At 57.8% G+C, this 13,140-nt stretch carries 11 protein-coding genes and 1 tRNA gene; 5 read left to right on the top strand and 7 right to left on the bottom strand.

Features of this window, described 5'->3' with window-relative positions:
- Nucleotides 1-528: 528 nt before the first annotated feature.
- The 6 genes from ABLN94_RS20660 to ABLN94_RS20685 all read right to left on the bottom strand — a co-directional run bounded on the left by ABLN94_RS20660 (nucleotide 529) and on the right by ABLN94_RS20685 (nucleotide 5,124).
- Nucleotides 529-726 (bottom strand): hypothetical protein, encoded by a 198-nt coding sequence (locus ABLN94_RS20660; protein WP_352996019.1) that lies wholly within the window; start codon nucleotides 724-726, stop codon nucleotides 529-531.
- Between the two features lie 477 nt (nucleotides 727-1,203).
- A tRNA-Met gene (locus ABLN94_RS20665) sits at nucleotides 1,204-1,280 on the bottom strand.
- A gap of 83 nt (nucleotides 1,281-1,363) precedes the next feature.
- Nucleotides 1,364-2,326 (bottom strand): alpha/beta fold hydrolase, encoded by a 963-nt coding sequence (locus tag ABLN94_RS20670; protein ID WP_352996020.1) that lies wholly within the window; start codon nucleotides 2,324-2,326, stop codon nucleotides 1,364-1,366.
- Between the two features lie 366 nt (nucleotides 2,327-2,692).
- Nucleotides 2,693-2,932, bottom strand: coding sequence for a hypothetical protein (locus ABLN94_RS20675; protein ID WP_352996022.1), 240 nt, complete (start codon nucleotides 2,930-2,932; stop codon nucleotides 2,693-2,695).
- Between the two features lie 33 nt (nucleotides 2,933-2,965).
- Nucleotides 2,966-4,120 (bottom strand): aromatic ring-hydroxylating oxygenase subunit alpha, encoded by a 1,155-nt coding sequence (locus tag ABLN94_RS20680; RefSeq protein WP_352996024.1) that lies wholly within the window; start codon nucleotides 4,118-4,120, stop codon nucleotides 2,966-2,968.
- Nucleotides 4,121-4,218: 98 nt separating this feature from the next.
- Complete coding sequence (locus ABLN94_RS20685) at nucleotides 4,219-5,124, bottom strand: LysR substrate-binding domain-containing protein (protein ID WP_352996025.1); 906 nt, start codon at nucleotides 5,122-5,124, stop codon at nucleotides 4,219-4,221.
- 374 nt (nucleotides 5,125-5,498) lie between these two features.
- Here ABLN94_RS20685 and ABLN94_RS20690 point away from each other — a divergent pair, with 374 nt between their 5' ends.
- The 5 genes from ABLN94_RS20690 (at nucleotide 5,499) to ABLN94_RS20710 (ending at nucleotide 11,675) form a co-directional block, all read left to right on the top strand.
- Nucleotides 5,499-7,322, top strand: coding sequence for a BCCT family transporter (locus ABLN94_RS20690; protein ID WP_352996027.1), 1,824 nt, complete (start codon nucleotides 5,499-5,501; stop codon nucleotides 7,320-7,322).
- Between the two features lie 149 nt (nucleotides 7,323-7,471).
- Entirely contained in the window at nucleotides 7,472-9,019 is a 1,548-nt protein-coding gene (locus ABLN94_RS20695) for a trimethylamine methyltransferase family protein (RefSeq protein ID WP_170491597.1), read from the top strand.
- A gap of 78 nt (nucleotides 9,020-9,097) precedes the next feature.
- Complete coding sequence (locus ABLN94_RS20700; RefSeq protein ID WP_352996029.1) at nucleotides 9,098-10,201, top strand: mandelate racemase/muconate lactonizing enzyme family protein; 1,104 nt, start codon at nucleotides 9,098-9,100, stop codon at nucleotides 10,199-10,201.
- 11 nt (nucleotides 10,202-10,212) lie between these two features.
- Complete coding sequence (locus ABLN94_RS20705) at nucleotides 10,213-10,944, top strand: SDR family NAD(P)-dependent oxidoreductase (protein WP_352996031.1); 732 nt, start codon at nucleotides 10,213-10,215, stop codon at nucleotides 10,942-10,944.
- Nucleotides 10,941-11,675, top strand: a complete 735-nt coding sequence (locus tag ABLN94_RS20710) for an SDR family NAD(P)-dependent oxidoreductase (RefSeq protein ID WP_352996033.1) — start codon at nucleotides 10,941-10,943, stop codon at nucleotides 11,673-11,675. Before ABLN94_RS20705 ends, ABLN94_RS20710 begins: the two co-directional genes overlap by 4 nt.
- A gap of 8 nt (nucleotides 11,676-11,683) precedes the next feature.
- Here the strand turns inward: ABLN94_RS20710 and ABLN94_RS20715 are convergent, their stop codons facing one another.
- The gene (locus tag ABLN94_RS20715) at nucleotides 11,684-13,024 is read right to left on the bottom strand and encodes an NAD(P)/FAD-dependent oxidoreductase (protein WP_352996035.1); all 1,341 of its coding nucleotides are present in this window, start codon (nucleotides 13,022-13,024) and stop codon (nucleotides 11,684-11,686) included.
- Between the last annotated feature and the right edge of the window lie 116 nt (nucleotides 13,025-13,140).

Below are 13,140 nucleotides of genomic sequence, written 5' to 3' on the forward strand. Positions count from 1 at the left end.
AGCGGAGGTCCGTTTTGGACGCAAACCCCACACAATAACTCTCTGTAAACTAAGGGTCCCGCGACCTTCAAAAAGAAACAAGGGAGGCTAACCATTGGCTTGCCGCTTTATACTGGCCTCTGCCGCGCTGGTTCTCATAGAGATTACTGTCTAACATCTTTCCTGATCACTGCTTCCCAAAGACGGTGCCAAAGTAAGATATCCCAGATAGCTAAAGGAACCTTCGGAAAAACCAATCCAAGTCGCCCCAGATTTTTTTGGATCTCTGATTGTTTGCCTGAGCTACTCAAATTCCCGAGACCGTCCATCATCTCCATGAAGAAACAGCTCGATCTTGTCGAGCAGGCTGTTGGTCGGCTCATTTCCGATGATGCACTCCCACACGATGCCGACTCGCCAACCCGCAGAGAGCAGATCCTCAACATTGCGTTTGTCCCTTTCAATGTTTCGTTCGAACTTGTCGATCCAAAACTCGACATTGCTCGAGGGCGTGGTCGCCTTGAGACACCCCGGGTGGCGGTGCCAATATCAACCATGCACAAAGAGAACGGTCTTCCATTTCGGGAAAACGATGTCTGGAGATCCAGGTAAGTTGCGCACATTCAGGCGATATCGGAGGCCCCGCCGATGGAGCGCTTTGCGAAGAGAAATTTCCGGCCTGGTGTTCCTGCCTCGGATACGCGACATCATGCGGGATCGGACTTCGGGTTTTACTATATCCGCCATCGAAGCATTCCTCACTCGCGCCAAAGTCGATTTACCCTGGCACAGCACATGCTCTTGAAGATAGAAGCAAAAAACAAGAAGGGAACGGAATGAACAAGGAATACGCCATTGAGCCTCCCCAACTGATCTGGTCCACCGTTATGTTTAGGAAACGGAGGACTGAGAATGGCAAACAAGCGACCGAAGCGAAGACTCAATTGAGGAAGGCGCAAGAAAAACTGCATTCATTGGACGCGAACTCTGATGCGATCTCATTTGATCCGGCAACTCCGAAACAATATATCCGCGCTATTCAAGGTCTCGTGGCCTCAATGGTTGATCCTGCTGAAAAACCAGATGCCAAAGCGGTGGACACCATCAGAACCCTCGTTTCTGAAATCGTTGTGTCCCCGGTAGAAAACGACTCTATTCCCGTCGAAGTTAAGGGACGTGTAAGCGCCTTCGTTTCGAACCACGAATATAAAGTGGGGGGGTTGGTGGTAGCGGAGGAGGGACTTGAACCCCCGACACGCGGATTATGATTCCGCTGCTCTAACCAACTGAGCTACTCCGCCATGAGTGAGAGGCGATTTAAGGGAGGGGCTGAGAAGGGTCAAGAGGGAAAACACGGTCAAAGGCAGATTATTTTAGGCTGCAATTAAGCCATCGCGGGCTCGGAGCGGGCCGCCTCGGCGACACGTCGTATGAACGCGGCACAGATGTCCGGGGCGGTGATTAGAATCATGTGGCCAGTCCCCTCCAGCCGCTCGATGGTGAGGCCAAACTGCTGCATAGGATCGCCATGCGAGTCCGGGGACAAGATTGCATCTTGGGCGCCAAACAGAATGCCGCCAGGGACGGTCAGTTCTTCATACCGGGCGACTTGCGCCGCGATGGAACCATCGACACCTACAACATCCTGCGAGCCTGTAATGAACGCAGAGGGGCGTAGCCCTAACGCGCCGCCCGCGCGGTCCAGAAAGTCGGCAGGCGCCGGCTCTGGGTCGAAGACGGCACCCAAGGCGTAGGGCGCGGTTTTGGCGGCCAACGGCACAGCCAGTGTATTGGCGATCAGGCTGCGCAACCACTCTGCTCTGATCTCCAACGGTTTGAAGACCTGTGGTGAAGAGGGCAGCTTGTGCGTCAGTGGTGACAGTAGGGCCAGCGCCTTGGTCTTTTCAGGATGATCCAGCGCCATGGCCAGTGCTACTGCGCCTCCCAGAGAATGCCCTACCAAGACCGCGTCTTTGATGCCTTTGGCGTCCAGAAACTCCTGAACCATGCGAGCCTGCTCTGGCAGGCGACCCAGTTCGGCACTGTCGCGAGTCGAGTAACCGCAGCCAGGCCTGTCGACTGCGATGACGTGATAGTCATCGGCAAGCATATCGACCAGGGCATAGGTGAAGTGCTGTAACTGCCCGGTTAGCCCGTGGATCATGACGATGGCCTGTTTCGATGGATCGCCTTTTTGCACATAGTGGATACTACCGCCTTTAACGGGAGTAATGCTTCCCAGTTGAGGAACCCTCTTGAGGCCTTCGCGGGTCAGTTTGTGGGTCCACAGGTTCATGGCAACAAAAATTGCGACGATCACCAAAGTGAGGGTCATAATTGTGGTCATTTCAAGGGCCTCCGGCTTGGGCTATGGCAGGTTGGCATTGATCAAGGCCGAATTGGGCCATGCGTTTGTCATACTCGGATACCTTACCCGGCCAAAGCGTTGAATTGCTGCCTTCAAATCGGCGTTTTGAACCTGGCCCAATACGCAGATGATATGGCCCCCAGCGGCTCGAAAATCAGGTGCGGTTCGTTGGAAGAAAGTAAAACGGTCAACAGTTTTGCGAATTCAGTGCGACTGAACGGAACAGATGCCTGTGCTGAACGCCCAGCCCGAAAGGTGTGTGTAGGCCCTAAAGGTTGTGCGGGGGAAGGAGGAGCGTTTCGGAATGCGAGCAGTAAGCGTTTGACGCGCGCGAAACCGAGGGCGTCAAAACTCCAGGCGATGCGCCCGCCCATGAGCGGCGAGCCGTGCATTTAGCGCATCAGCTTCGGGTGCGCCGGCTTCCAAGGCGAAGACAAAGGCATGGGTCAGATAGAAACAGGCCGCGTCAATGTCATGCGCTGCTTCGCGTTCATCCGCGGCCTGGGTGTAATAACGGATCAAGGCCTCATGATCGTCGCGATCATGGGCCTCGAGCAATAGGCGGTCCAGCTCGTTCTTATTCATTGGTATTCTGTCTGGAAGGGCCGCTCATCAATACTATTCCGCGCGACCAGATTCGATCTGGGTCGCGACCCAATGGTGGAAGTTATGCGTTGGCCCGTCCATCGCGGGAGAAAACCGGCCACCGTCGAACAGCATCCCGTGGCGACCTTTCTGCATACCCTCGACGACGAAGACATCCTCTTCGAACACGGTCTTCCAAAGCTGCGCGTTCGAAGCCCGAAGCCCGTCATGCTGAGGCGTGTCTTCAACGCTTTTGGCGTAATAAAGTTCGATATGTTCGACGGTGTTTTCGTGATCCACCGGCTCCAGCACGATGGCGAAGGCGTGGTCGCGCTGCACACCCAGCAGGACGTTCGGATACAACGCTACGTATTCTGCACCTTCGTCCCATTTGTCGCTGAGGCCTTCGAAATCCGGAAAGGTTGCTCCGTCCTGATCGGTCAGTTGGCGGTAGACCAGCGTACCTTGACCGGAGTAGTGCCCACGGGCTTCGATGTTATAGTGATCCTCCAACCGGGAATAGCTGTTCAGGCCGGGGTGCACCCATGGCAGGTGGTAGCTTTCACAGTAGTTTTCGACCGCCAGCTTCCAGTTGGTTTTCACCTCCAGCTTGAACGAGGATGTCTCACCACCGTGATGCAGAGGCTGTTCGAATTCCTTCCAGCGCTCCAGCAGGGCGCCGTGAGCCTCTTCGAAGGCGGGCGCGTTGCCGTCCACATTCACAAAGATCACATCGCGCCAGACATGCGAGCGGACTCGCACCAGACCAAGGTCGTCGCGATTTACGTCTTCATGTTTGTTCTGACCGGGGCCGCCCACATGGGGGGTAGCGCGCAGCTCTCCCTTCAGGCTGTAGCACCAGCTGTGATAGGGGCAGCGGATCGCCCCGCCGATCTTGCGAGGCGTGTCCACAAGGATCATGCCGCGGTGACGGCAGGTGTTTTGGAATACTCCGATTTCTCCATCCCGGTCGCGGACGATCAGCAGGGGCATGCCCAAAAAATCGACGGGTTTGGCATCGCCTTCCTCGGGCACGTCCTTGCCGAACCCGATCCCGGACCAATTGGCATAGAGCACGGATTTCTTTTCCTCGGCAAAAACGGCCGGGTCGACATAATGTTCGTTCGGCAGACCATTGGCGACAGTCACATCGGCCAATACGGATGAAAGCGTGCTATGCTTGTTCATCGGGCTCTCCTAAAGGTTGCTGGATGCGTTCCTTTTCCTATTGGCAATGGGGAGGCCTCCTCTCAATATCAGAAATCCTCATCGAAGGGTGATCTGATCTAAACCGATCCTTCCTGAACCTCTTGAATGATCCAATCTTTTAGGGCGCGGGCGCTGTCTGACAGTTCCTCATCCGGGCGTCCGACGAGATAAAACTGGTTCGGCGCTGTCAGGTGATGCGGGCCAATGGCCACCAGCTTGCCCGATTGTAGCATCGGCTGGATCAGGCGCTGCCAACCCAGGGTCAACCCCGTCCCCTTGCGGGCCAATTGCAGAGCGACCGAATAGCTGTTGACGCGCGATTCAATCGGAATCTTACCCTTGTACCCCAATTGCTGAAACCATTCAGGCCATGTGGTCCAGCTACGATCCTCAGAATCCAGATGAATCAGCCGCTCAGCCGCCAGCACCTCAAGGCTGGAGCCCATAAGCCGGTCGGCCAACTCAGGGCTGGCGACCGGAACAAGGTGGTCTCGAAACAGAGGGGTGTGCGTCAGGTTGGGGTCGCTGTCGCGTCCATAGCGAATAAAAAAATCCACATCCGGGCGATCGCGGAACGGGCGGTCTTGCGACAACTGATCCACATTGACGTCCGGCATCTCGCGCCAGAAGCGGATCACGGCCGGTGACAACCACAAAGCTGCGACCGCTGTTGTCGACCCGACCGTGACTTTGCCACCCGATTTGCGATCTCGAATCGTGGCCAGTGCTTTTGAAATCCGTCCAAAGGACGAAGACAGTGCTTCGTGCAGCGCCTTGCCGTCCTCGGTCAACTCTACGCCGCGATGTTTGCGCTGGAACAGCGTGGTGTCCAGATCGCCCTCAAGCGCCTTTATCTGGTGGCTGACTGCGCCCGGCGTGACGGAAAGCTCTTCGGCTGCATTCTTGAAACTCAGATGCCGTGCGGCGGCTTCAAAGGCCGAGAGGGTGGTCAACGGTGGCAGGTTGTAGTGGCGTCTGGACATGGTGGTTCGGGAGTCGCAATACAGTTTCGGGTGAGTCTGTTTCACCCCAGTATTAGGATTTTTGCGGTTGAAGGCCAGAACTGGTTGCGCAAAAGGTGCATATGTCGGTCAAGTTTTCGGGTTCGTGTCGCAAATCAACAGAATGTGTCGGTTCTAGTCAGATCAACGCAAAACACTAGCGATACGCAGGAAAACCATCAGAAGCCGCGTTCCTGCGGCGGCCCGGGCATTGCGCCTGACGCAACTTTCTAAGACTCGCTCCGACGGAGGAATGGTGCGGAGTACCAAAGGACCGGGTCGAAACTAAGCCAAGAATTGGGGAAGCGTGTTTAGGCAAGCTCAACCCAACGCATACCGTCAACACGGAGGAGAATATGTCGGTACCCGAACCCTTTACGGATGTTGAAATAGAAACGGCGGATGCCGGCTTCTATGAAAACTACAGTGTTCCCATTGCCCTGATCAGCAAGGCCATTATGGTCGGGCTGGTGCTATGGGCGCTTGTGTTTCCAGCCAATGCGAACAGCACGCTGGGCAGTCTGAACGGCAAGCTGCTTGAGATTTTCAACAGCTTTTACGTTGTGATTGTCGGTGTGTTTTTCTTCTTCCTTGCCGCGGTCGCCATCATTCCGGCGACCGGTCGCCGGATCATGGGGACGCCAGGCGAAAAGCCCGAGTTCTCGAACTTCTCTTGGTTCTCGATGATGTTCGGTGCCGGTCTGGGTGTGGGTCTGATGGTTTTCGCTACTGCCGAGCCGCTGGGCCTTTGGGGTTCGAACCCCGTGGTCGTGTCCGGCGCGGTCGAGGGCAACTCGCCAGAAGCGTTGCAATCAGCCTACCGTTTCACTTACCTGCACTACGGTTTCCACGCCTGGGCAATCTATGTCGTCACCGGCCTGTCGCTGGCCTACTACGCTTATACCCGTAACATGCCTCTGACGATCCGCTCGGCTCTGACACCTCTGTTCGGTCGTTTCGTCAATGGCTTCTTCGGCCATGTGGTCGACGTTCTGGGCGTTGTCGCAACGATCCTTGGTGTGTCCGTGACCATCGGCTACGGCGTCAGCCAGTTCATTGATGGACTTTATGCCATCACCGGGATGGGCTGGATCATGGATCTGGGTGGCGAAGTGCCGACCCCCAGCAAAGTGGGTCTGATTTCAGGTCTGGTTGTCATCATGGGGTTGTCCATCATCTCGGCTGTGTCGGGTGTTGGCCGCGGCGTGAAATACCTGTCGAACCTGAACCTGGTACTGTCGATCATCCTGCTGGGCACTTTTGTTGTGTTCGGTTCGTTCGTCTTTGCCATGACCACCTATGGCACCGCGATGGTGGACTACATCCTGCACTTCCTGTCGCTCAGCTTTAACGCATACGGCCCGCTCTCGGCCGAGGCGTTCGCGGCGGCTCTGCCTGCCGAAGCGCAGGCGCATGCGAATGACCTGATGGGCGGAGCAACCAATGCCTGGGGCAGCTTCGACGGTTTCCGTGAAGGTCTGACCGGTGCCGCGGCTGAACTGGACGAGGCGACCCTGACGGCTGCCTACGCAGCGGGTGAGCAAGGTCGTCAGTTTGGCTGGCAGGCAGGCTGGACCACCTTCTACTGGGCCTGGTGGATCGCGTTCTCGCCCTTCGTGGGCCTGTTCCTTGCGCGTATCTCCAAAGGTCGTACAGTGCGTGAGTTCATTCTGGGCTGTGTTTTCGCACCAGCGCTGGTGTGCTTTGCCTGGATGACTGTTCTGGGTGGCACCGCGATTGATCTGGAGCTGGCAGGCGCCGCCGAAGGCGCGATCATCGGCGCATCGAACACCAACAAACTGTTCGTGACGCTGTCCTACATGATCGACGGTGGGTTGCTGTCCATGCTGAACGTGATGTGCGTGATCCTCATCATGACGTTCTTGGTGACGTCTGCAGACTCGGGCATTCTTGTGATGAACACCATCATGTCAGGCGGCAGCCAGGAAACCGGCGTCAAGCACCGCATCATCTGGGGTGTGATCCTGACTGCGGTGATTGGTGCGCTGATCCTTGCGGCGGGGGAAAACAACCCCATGGATGCGCTGCGCAACGCGATGATCATCGGCGCGTTGCCCTTTACCATGGTTATGGGGCTGATGTGTATCGCGCTGGGCAAGGCCTTGTTCCGCGACAGTCAACGCGAAAAGCAAGGTGTCGCAGCGCAAGCCGCCGAATAAGACTGGCCAATCCGAAACCGACGCCGCCCCACCCGGGGCGGCGTTTTTCGTTCAATGCCGGTGTCGCTTCCTGCAATCAGATATCGCAATTGGTGACGTGTGACGCCCGCGAATCCCCCATTTTGAAAACAAGATTGGAGGATTGCCCCGTGAACATTCGTACTGCGACCCGCGCTGGCGGACGCTCAGCCCGCCGCGCCAAACGCACCGCCCCGAACTTTGAAATGCTGCCTGGCCTGACCCGAAACATCCCCGATTGCGAGGTTATGAATGGTAGCCAGGTGGAACGCATTGACAGCGCCGCGATGGACATTCTCGAGAATGTTGGCGTTCAGTTCCGCGACCCGATCGCGTTGGAGGACTGGAAAAAAGCCGGCGCCAAAGTGGACGGCGAGTTGGTCTATCTGGACCGCAATCTGGTACGTGAGCTGATTTCGACCATTCCGGCGCAGTTCACCTATCACGCGCGCAACCCGGCCAATAACGTCAAGCTGGGCGGCAAGCATTCGGTGTTTGTGCCAATGACGGGCGCGCCGTTCCTGCGCGACCTTGAGGATGTACGCCGCAACCCGCTGCTGGAAGATCTGGCAATGTTCCACAAGCTGTCGCACATGATGCCGGCGCTGCACAGCTCAGCCCACCATATTGTCGAACCGTACGATCACCCGATCAGCCAGCGACACTTGCGTATCACCTATTCGTCGATGAAATACTCGGACAAGATGTTCATGGGCATGACCACCTCGCCCAAGAATGCCGAAGATGTCATGGACATGTGCGACATCCTGTTCGGCGAGGGTTTCATCGACGACCATCCGGTGACCACCGGCAATTGCAACGGAAACAGCCCGCTGGTTTGGGATGAGACAATGCTGGGCGCGATGCGCGCCTTCTGCCGCCGCAATCAGCCTGTATTGTGCTCACCCTTCGTTCTGGGAGGGGCAAATACACCCGCTTCGGTGCCTGCTACGGTTGCGCAGCTGACTGCTGAAGCCCTATCGGCACTGGCCTATACGCAGGTCATCCGCAAGGGCGCGCCTGCGATTTGGGGTCACTATCTGTCGACGGTGTCGATGAAGTCCGGCGCACCGATGGCAGGTACACCTGAGATCAGCCTGATGAACTTCATGATTGGCCAAATGGCGCGGTTCTACGATGTGCCGTGGCGCACGTCCAATACGCTGGGCGGTGCAAAGACATTCGATGCGCAGGCGGGATACGAATCCGCCACCACGCTCAGCGCGGTTGTGCATGCAGGGGCCAACTATATCTGGCATTCGGCCGGCTGGAACGAGGCAGGCATGCATTGCTCGGTCGCCAAGTTCGTGGTCGATGCAGAACAATGCGCCATGGCCTACCGCATGGCCGAAGGGCCGAAATGGCACGATTTTGATCAGGCACTTGCCGCGGTGCCTGATGTGGGGCCCGGCGGCCACTATCTGGGCCACCCGCACACGCAGGACAATTTCCAAACCGCGTTCTTCATGCCGGAACTGTTCGACAATAACTCGATCGAGCAATGGACGGCGGAAGGCGAGGTGGAGATCACCGAACGCGCTTTGAAACATGCCAAGAAACTGCTGGCTGAATACCAAGAGCCCAAACTGGACGAAGCTAAAAACGAACAGTTGCTGGACTACATCGCCAGACGCGAAAGGGAAATTCCGGCGGCGGACGAACTGAACCAAAGTTACTGAGAAAAACTCCCCCGAAACTCACCCGCCCGGACCATCGGGCGGGCTTTTTGCTTTCTTACACGTAATGGGACACTCGCAGTGAAAATCGCCGAAATACACATTTTCAGCCACGACTTGCCGGTGAAAAACGGCCCGTACACCATGGCAAAGGCGGAAGTCTGGTCTCTGGATTCCACCGTGGTCAAGCTGGTGGCGGACAACGGCCTGATTGGTTGGGGCGAAACCTGCCCTGTTGGTCCCACCTACGCCGAGTCGCATGCTACGGGCGCTCGCGCCGCATTGGCGTTGATGGCGCCTGACCTGATCGGGACCCAGGTTTTACCTGCAATATTGCATCGCCATATGGATAGCCTGCTGAACGGCCACAACTATGCCAAGGCGGCTATCGACATTGCGGCTCATGACCTGTTGGGCAAGCAATATGGTGTCAGCGTTTCGGACCTTCTGGGCGGGGCCGAGACGGACAGGGTGCCGTCTTATTACGCGACCGGGGTTGGGGCTCCGGAGGATATCGCGCGGCTGGCGACCGAGAAACTGGCCGAGGGCTACCCTCGTTTGCAGATCAAGGTCGGCGGGCGTCCGGTCGAGATCGACATCGAAACAATCCACAAGGTGTGGGAGGTCGTGCACGGATCCGGCATGCGGCTTGCTGTGGACGGAAACCGCGGCTGGAACACGCGGGATGCGCTGCGGGTCAGCCGCGAATGCCCGGACATCCCTTTCGTGATGGAACAGCCCTGCAACACGATTGAAGACCTGCAGAAAATTCGCCCGCAGGTTTCGCATCCGATCTACATGGATGAAAACAGCACCAGCCTCAACACGGTCATCACCGCCGCGGGCACTGGTCTGGTGGACGGGTTCGGTATGAAGGTCACCCGTATCGGCGGGCTACACCCGATGCGCGCCTTCCGCGACATTTGCGAGACCCGCAACCTGCCTCATACCTGCGATGACAGTTGGGGTGGAGATATCATTGCTGCAGCCTGCACGCATATCGGCGCGACTGTGCGGCCTGATCTTTGTGAAGGCGTCTGGTTGGCTGCGCCATATATCGAAGGGCACTACGACAAGCAGAACGGAATTCGGATCGAGGATGGTCATATCCGCTTGCCAACTGGACCGGGCCTGGGCGTCGTGCCCGACGAAACCCAGTTCGGCGCACCAGTGGCATCGTTTTGATGGGAGATTGCATGAAATTCGAAGGGAAAACAGCGTTGGTCACCGGTGCCGCTGGCGGCATAGGTGCATCTCTGGTGCAGCGTCTGCGAGCGGAGGGTGCCCGTGTGGCCGTCGCAGATCGCTCGGTCGATGGTATTGAGGCGGACGCACATCTGCCGGGGGATCTGCTGGACGCTTCTTATGCGGACGAGTTGCCCCGGGCCGCCGCAGATGCGCTGGGCAGGCTGGATATCGTCGTCAACAACGCCGGAGTCATCACACGGGGTTCGGTGACCGAAACGATGGACCAGGATTGGGCACTGTCGATGGGCGTGAATGTCGAGGCTCCGTTCCGCATTTGTCGTGCCGCGATCCCGATTATTGCCGAAAACGGTGGAGGTGCGATCGTCAACACTGCGTCGTGCTGGGGTTTAAGTCCCGGCCCAAACCACGCGGTTTATTGCATGACCAAGGCCGCGATTGCCTCGCTGACCCAATGCATGGGCATGGATCATGCTCATCAGGGTGTCCGCATCAACGCCGTCTGTCCGAATGAGGTGAACACGCCGATGCTGCGGTCGGGTTTCGCAAAACGTGGTTTCGACCCCGACACGGCGGTGGCGGAACTGGGCCAGACCGTCCCGTTGGGCCGCATTGCCGAACCCGAGGACATTGCTGATGTGGTGATGTTTCTGGTCTCAGACGCTTCACGCTATATCTGCGGTGCGCTGCTGGAAGTAAACGGAGGCAAGCCTGTCTCATGACCCAGTTTGATGGCAAAACCGCCCTTGTGACCGGTGGGCGCAGCGGTATCGGCCGCGCCCTTGCGCAGCGGCTGCGAGACGACGGTGCGCAGGTGTTCACCGCCCAACGCGGACCAGACCCTGATTTTGATGGGATCGAAGCTGATTTCACCTCTCCTGACAGCCCGCAATCTGTTGTCGATCAGGTAATCAACCGGGCAGGGCGGTTGGATATGCTGATCAACAATGCAGGTATGATGCAGGAGGCCTCGGTCGAAGAGATGAGCCTGACGGATTGGCACCGCAATCTGACCGTCAATCTCACTGCGCCGTTCCTTTTGATAAAGGCGGCGCTGCCGCACCTGAGACAAGCGGGCGGAGCGATAGTTAATATCGGATCCATCGAAGGGCTGGCGAGCAATCCCGGTCACGCCGCCTATTGCGCGTCCAAGGCGGGCCTGCACGGTCTGACCCGTGCGGTGGCAGTGGATCACGGAGCTGAGGGTGTCCGGTGCAACGCGGTCGCGCCAGGCTGGATTGATACCGAGCTGAACCTGGATTTCATTGCGTCGATGCCGGACCCACAGGCGTTTCAGGAAGACATCAAACGCATCCATCCGGTTGCCCGCACCGGCTCTCCGGAAGAAGTGGCCGCATTGGTGGCCTTTCTCGCCTCGGATGATGCCAGCTTCATCACTGGGCAAGTCTATACAGTCGATGGAGGCCGCATGGCCAAGTTGAGCCTGCCCTGAGGGGCGGCTCATTCCTTGCCCGAGCGCCACTCTTTCCAGATCAAATAGCTGTTTGCCCCCAACGACGCGAATGGTTCTGGCGGCAGGCGTGGCGGCATTGGCTGTGCTAAGAAATGATCAGCTATCTGTGACCCGCCCTGCGCCAACAACTCGGCGATCCCCATGCCCTGCAAAGTGCCGCGCGCGATGCCAAGACCGTTCTGACAGCAGGCTGAGAAAACACCGTCATCCAATTCCCCAAAGGCTGCAGAACCATTGCGGCTGAGGCACAGCATTCCTGCCCAGCGATGCTCCATCCGCACGTCTGCCAGATGCGGGAAACGTTCGCGGAACTTGCGGTCGTGCACCCAACCCGCATTGCGCAGTCGCATTGGGCTGGTTTCAATTGTGGGGTGAAAGCTGGAGCATGTCCGGATCAGGATGCGATCCCCATAGCTGCCCGAAATGCGCCGGACCGACGTGCCCATGGGATTGGCTGGTGTGACCGACCAGCGCGGTTGACCGCCCAGTGTTTTGATCTGCACAGGCGTCAGCGGTTCTGTCATCGATGCATAAAGGCAGATATGCATCAGTCGCCGCTGGTAGAACCCAAAGCTTTCGAGATGGCCGTTATTGGCCAGAATAATGCGTCCGGTCGTCACCTTGGCCTTGGTCGTCTTCACGACCCATCCGTTCCCCTGACGCTCAAAGCCTATGACGGGGGAGTTTTCGTAGACACCGATATTCTGTGCCAGCCGCGACGACAGAGCTCGGACAAACGCGGCAGGCTGGATCATTACCGTACCGGGTGCAAAGAGACCCGACGTATAGTGCGGGCTGCCAGTGATCTCCTGCATTTGCTGTCGATCATACAGCGTGTGCGGCTCGCCCAGTCGGTCGAGATGCGCGGCAAAGTCCCGGTTATGCCGGTCGCCCGAACGCGTCGCAGCAGCGTTGAACTTGCCGCAGGGGTCGAACATTTCTTGCGGTAGATCACACTCGGCAGCGACGTCTGAAGCAAACGCGATGGCTTGGCGGTTCAGCGTAATTGCGGCACGGTCCGCATCAAACCCAGCCCCGGCGTAATTGTCGGAGGCCAGATCATGCGGCAGGTCGATCATAAAGCCAGAATTGCGCCCGGCGGAACTCTCGGCGAACTGCCCGGCCTCTAGCAAAGTGATCTTCAGGGTGGGATCAAGCTGCTCCAGGCGTCGCGCAGCGGAGAGACCGGCAAACCCACCACCGATGATGGTGACATCGGCGGTGTGATCCTCGGTCAGTTCGGGCAATGCCTGCTGCAGCGGCAGGATCGCGTTCCATCCAGCCGTACCTGTCTGCCGAGGCAGTCGTTTTGCTGTGTATGCCGTCACTCGATGGCCTCGTTGGCGTCGTCGGCGAGGTCGATCCAGATGGTTTTCAGCTGGGTGTACTGGTCGTGGGCATGGACGGAGTTGTCGCGGCCGCCGAAGCCGGATTGTTTGTAGCC

The organism is Ruegeria sp. SCP11 (assembly GCF_040329455.1).
Taxonomy (GTDB): Bacteria; Pseudomonadota; Alphaproteobacteria; order Rhodobacterales; family Rhodobacteraceae; genus Ruegeria; species Ruegeria atlantica_E.

Bases quoted from the DNA above. Each gene is read 5' to 3' on its own strand.
- ABLN94_RS20685 (WP_352996025.1), bottom strand. From the start codon at position 5,124: ATGTCCAGACGCCACTACAACCTGCCACCGTTGACCACCCTCTCGGCC.
- ABLN94_RS20670 (WP_352996020.1), bottom strand. From the start codon at position 2,326: ATGACCACAATTATGACCCTCACTTTGGTGATCGTCGCAATTTTTGTT.
- ABLN94_RS20705 (WP_352996031.1), top strand. From the start codon at position 10,213: ATGAAATTCGAAGGGAAAACAGCGTTGGTCACCGGTGCCGCTGGCGGC.
- ABLN94_RS20680 (WP_352996024.1), bottom strand. From the start codon at position 4,120: ATGAACAAGCATAGCACGCTTTCATCCGTATTGGCCGATGTGACTGTC.
- ABLN94_RS20675 (WP_352996022.1), bottom strand. From the start codon at position 2,932: ATGAATAAGAACGAGCTGGACCGCCTATTGCTCGAGGCCCATGATCGC.
- ABLN94_RS20660 (WP_352996019.1), bottom strand. From the start codon at position 726: ATGGCGGATATAGTAAAACCCGAAGTCCGATCCCGCATGATGTCGCGT.
- ABLN94_RS20710 (WP_352996033.1), top strand. From the start codon at position 10,941: ATGACCCAGTTTGATGGCAAAACCGCCCTTGTGACCGGTGGGCGCAGC.
- ABLN94_RS20690 (WP_352996027.1), top strand. From the start codon at position 5,499: ATGTCGGTACCCGAACCCTTTACGGATGTTGAAATAGAAACGGCGGAT.